Origin of the sequence: Nitratidesulfovibrio oxamicus (assembly GCF_015731765.1) — a bacterium.
Taxonomy (GTDB): domain Bacteria; phylum Desulfobacterota; class Desulfovibrionia; order Desulfovibrionales; family Desulfovibrionaceae; genus Cupidesulfovibrio; species Cupidesulfovibrio oxamicus.
The window spans coordinates 1-4,302 of sequence record NZ_VRYY01000208.1; the positions used below are offsets into that span (position 1 = coordinate 1).

The 4,302-nt window shown below is 65.2% G+C and carries 4 protein-coding genes; 1 reads left to right on the plus strand and 3 read right to left on the minus strand.

Translation table 11 applies throughout. The features are described from left to right. The 3 genes from FVW20_RS08285 to FVW20_RS08295 all read right to left on the minus strand — a co-directional run. Positions 1 to 911, minus strand: a 911-nt coding sequence (locus FVW20_RS08285; RefSeq protein ID WP_196609045.1) for a CoB--CoM heterodisulfide reductase iron-sulfur subunit B family protein, incomplete at its 3' end; no start/stop codon positions are given. Then, a complete protein-coding gene (locus FVW20_RS08290) occupies positions 908 to 1,468 on the minus strand; it encodes a 4Fe-4S dicluster domain-containing protein (RefSeq protein ID WP_196609046.1) in 561 nt (186 codons plus the stop codon). The genes FVW20_RS08285 and FVW20_RS08290, both read right to left, overlap by 4 nt. A gap of 276 nt (positions 1,469 to 1,744) precedes the next feature. After that, positions 1,745 to 2,926, minus strand: a complete 1,182-nt coding sequence (locus FVW20_RS08295) for an iron-containing alcohol dehydrogenase (RefSeq protein WP_167122808.1) — start codon at positions 2,924 to 2,926, stop codon at positions 1,745 to 1,747. Between the two features lie 480 nt (positions 2,927 to 3,406). Between FVW20_RS08295 and FVW20_RS08300 the strand changes: the two genes are divergently transcribed. Next, positions 3,407 to 4,302, plus strand: an 896-nt coding sequence (locus FVW20_RS08300) for a molybdopterin-dependent oxidoreductase (protein WP_372434977.1), incomplete at its 3' end; no start/stop codon positions are given.

Below are 4,302 nucleotides of genomic sequence, written 5' to 3' on the forward strand. Positions count from 1 at the left end.
GCCTGCGCGGCCTCTTCGGCCTGCCGCGCCGCCACAACCTGCGCCGCGCGGCGGAAGGCGATGGTCGGGTCCACGCACAGTTGCTCCAGCCCCAGTTCCGCATCCGGCACGCCCAGGGCGCGCCCCAGCAACTGGGTGAAGTAGAACACCGGCATGTCCACGGCCTTGCCGCCGGGCCACTCCACCTGCGTTTGGCGCAGGTCCAGGTTCATCTGGCACAGCGGGCAGGCCACCACCACGGCGTGGGCGCCGGCGTCGCGCGCCGCTCCCAGCAGCCGCCCGGAAAGCCGGGCCACGATGTCCCGCCGCGTGACGCCGTACGAGGCCCCACAGCATTCCACCTTGTAGGGGAAAGGCACCACCTCGGCGCCCAGCGCGGCAAGCAGGTCGTCCATGGAGGTGGGGTTTTCCGGATCGTCGAAGCGCATGACATCCGCCGGGCGGGTCATGATGCAGCCGTAATAGGGGGCCACGCGCAGCCCGGCGAGGGGCTGGCGCACCTTGGCGCGAATGGCGTCCAGACCCACGCGTGTCACCAGCGTTTCCAACACCGACTGGACGTCGGGCAGGTCGGCCAGTTTCTCGGCAGGCTGGTCCAGCAGGCGACCGACCTTGGCGCGAAAGCCGTCATCGGCCATGCGGTGGCGGGCGGTCTTGAGGTTGGAAAGGCAGCTCGGACAGGGGGTGGCCACGGTGTCGCAGCCCGCGCGGGCCGCGCCCACCAGATTGCGGGCCGACAACGCGCCCGACAGGGCGTGCTCCAGCGCGTGGGCCGGGGTTGACCCGCAACAGCTCCAGTCCGGAATTTCCGTCAGCCTCACGCCCAGCGCCGCGCAGGCGGCCCGGGTGGAGCGTTCGTACTCGCGCGAGGTGCCGAGCCCCGAACAGCCGGGGTAGTAGGCGAGATTCATCGCGTCCTTTCCTCCTCGTAGCGCTGGAAGATGCGGGCGATCTCGTCCCGGCCCTTGATGTCGTGCGGCATGGGGGAAAGTTTGCCCTTGGGCGCGATGCGCGGCAAAAGATCGATGTCGGTCCACACCCTGCCGGTGCGGGCCACGTAGTTGGCCACCACGCCCAGTTCGTAGACACGCCCGTGCTTGCGCACGGAAGCGAGGAAGGCGTCCCAGAAGGTGGTAACGCCCTTCTCGGCCACCCGGCCCTCGCGCCGGGCGATGTGGCGCAGAACGTCCATCACCCGCGCCACGTCGATGTTGTTGGGACAGCGGGTGGTGCAGCTGGAGCAGGACAGGCACAGCCAGATGGAGCGGCTGTTCAGTACCTTGTCCTTCCGGCCCGCCTGCAGGTTGCGCATGATCTGGCTGACCTGGATGTCGTAGGCGAACCCGCACGGACACCCCGCCGTACAGTTGCCGCACTGATAACAGTGCGTAAGATCCTGCCCGCTCTCCTCCATGACGGCATGGATGAAGTCGTTGTCGCGGACAGATTCAAGGTTGGTCACGTCCATGTCGTTTCCCGGCACGTTGCGGTTGCGCGCTCACGGATGCCGCCGCGGGAAGGGGAAGAATCTCTCCTCCCCGCGACGGCTGAAAGCGCAAGTGGGGATAGTGTCACAAAACCGGTCGGGCCGATCTGGTCCGTTCCATGTTCAAGGAAGGGACCGGCGTGGGGGCCTTCATGCGCCCGCGCGGAAATGGTGGTGCATCTCCCGTGCGGACCGGTCGCAGGTGGGGTTGCCCGCCGTCACCCTGAAAAGGACCACGCCCGGCTTTGTCTGTACCCCTTACATGGCCGCTTCGTAAATGGCCGCGACATCAGCATCGGTGGGGCAACGCGGATTGGTCAGGCCGCAGGCGTCCTTCTGGGCGTTCTTGGTCATGATGGCGATGTCCTTGGCCTTCACGTCCTTGCCGTAACGCTTGCCAAGGGCCACGAGGCCCGCGGGAATGCCCACGTCCGCCGACAGGCGCTTGATGGCGCAGATGGCCTTTTCCGCCGCGTCGCGCACCGAAAGGCCGCTGATGTTCTCGCCCAGCAGTTCGGCGATGCGGGCAAAGCGGTCCAGCTTCGCGATGAGGTTGAACTGCGAGACGTGGGGCAGCAGGATGGCGTTGCATTCGCCGTGCGGCAGGTCATAGAAGCCGCCAAGCTGGTGGGCCATGGCGTGCACGTGGCCGAGGCTGGCGTTGTTGAAGGCCATGCCCGCCAGGTACTGGGCGAAGCACATGCGCTCGCGGGCCTCGATGTCGCGCCCGTTGGCCACGGCGCGACGCAGGAAGGTGGCGATGAGCGTGATGGCCTGTTCGGCGCAGGCGTCGGTCATGGGGGTGGCGATGGTGGAAACGTAGGCTTCCACGGCGTGGGTCAGGGCGTCCATGCCGGTGGCGGCGGTCAGCGCCGGGGGCATGCCCATCATCAGCAGCGGGTCGTCCAGGGCGATGCTGGGGGTCACGCGCCAGTCCACGATGGCCATCTTCACCTTGCGGCTGGTGTCGGTGATGATGCAGAAACGGGTCATTTCGGACGCGGTGCCCGCCGTGGTGTTCACGGCCACGTAGGGCGGCATGGGCTTGGACGACTTGTCCACGCCTTCGAAGTCGTGAATCTTGCCGCCGTTGGCGATGACGAGGCCAATGCCCTTGCCGCAGTCGTGCGAGCTGCCGCCGCCAAGGGTGATCAGGCTGTCGCACTTGTTCTTCTTGTAGACTTCAACACCCTTGTGGACGTTGTCGTCGGTGGGGTTGGGGATGGTTTCGTCGTACACGCTGTAGGCCATCTTGGCGGCGTCCAGCAGGTCGGTGATCTGCTTCAGGATGCCCGCCTTGACGATGCCCATGTCGGTGACGATGAGCGGCTTGGACCCGCCGAGCGCCTTGATCTTTTCGGGGATGGCCTTGGAAGCGCCGATGCCGATCAGGGTAACGCTGGGAATGAAGAACCCGTAAACCTGTTCCTGCACTGCCATGTCTGCCTACCTCGCTGAGTTGGGGTTAGCGACGTCATCACGGGGCCCGTAATCCCCGCGAACACTCCTGCCCAACTAAAGCAAAGACGGTGCCAAAGCATCTTCTCCTTATATTCCATTATACTGCATTATTCACCGCCCGCCCTGCTGGCGACAACTGGCCCGACGTTGCACGAACACGCCCGCCCCTTCGACACGGAGCACCATGCTTTGGTGACTGTTGGGCTCCGCCAGGCAAGGCCCGGCAAGGGCTGGCAGGCTTGGGGACAGAATGGGCCACCCCGCAAGCCTGGTTGGGTCGAAATGCCATATGTGCCTAAAAAAACATAACTAGCACGCCAATCGCGCGAATCGTGATCGTTTTCACGAAACCCTCTCGATTTTTCATGGTCACGCGTGTATCGGAATGCGTGTTCCTGTTACAAACAACACATGCACGGCTTCGCTTGCCTGTTGCGGACAAGCGCTGGTAGGCGGGGCATGCTCAACCAGATATCCAACGGCAGGCAAACACCGGAGGCAGCCATGGCAGGCAGGCAACAGGTGTACAGCGTATGCGGCATGTGCAGCGTGCGCTGTCCCATCGTGGTCGAGGTGGAGGACGGCAAGGCCGTTCGCATCGAGGGCAACCCCAAGTCGCCCCTCAAGGGCTCTCTGTGCGCGCGCGGCGCGGCAGGCATCGCCCTTGAAATGGATACGGAACGTCCGCAAGGCCCGTTGATCCGAGTGGGTGAGCGCGGCGAAGGCAAGTGGCGCGAAGCCTCGTGGGACGAGGCTCTGGACTACGTGGCCGGAAGGCTGAAGGACATCACCGCCGCCCATGGCGGGCGCAGCGTACTGTTTTCCGACCGGGGCGGTCCCTTCGTGGACCTGCACCAGGCGTTCATGCGCGGCCTTGGCTCGCCCAACTACTGCAACCACGACAGCGCCTGCGCACGCAACGTGCAGCACGCCGCAAAGTCGGTGATGGGCATCGGACGCAAGGAAGTGGTCTACGACTACCGCAACTGCAAGCACCTGGTGTTGCAGACCCGCAACATCCTTGAAGCCATCAACGTGGCCGAGGCCAACGCGGTGCTCGACGGCATGGAAAAGGGTTGCAAGCTCAGCGTGGTGGACATCCGCGCCACCTACACCGCGGGCAAGGCCGACAATTTCTACATGGTGCGCCCCGGCAGCGACCTGGCCTTCAACCTCGCCGTCATCCACGTGCTGATCAACGAAGGGCTGTACAACAAGCCCTACGTCGAAGCGCACGTGCAGGATCTGGACGCGCTGGCCCAGCACGTGGCCGCCTGCACCCCGCAGTGGGCCGAAGGCGAAACCGGCGTGCCCGCCGCCGCCATCACCGCGCTGGCCCGCCAACTGGCCGAGGC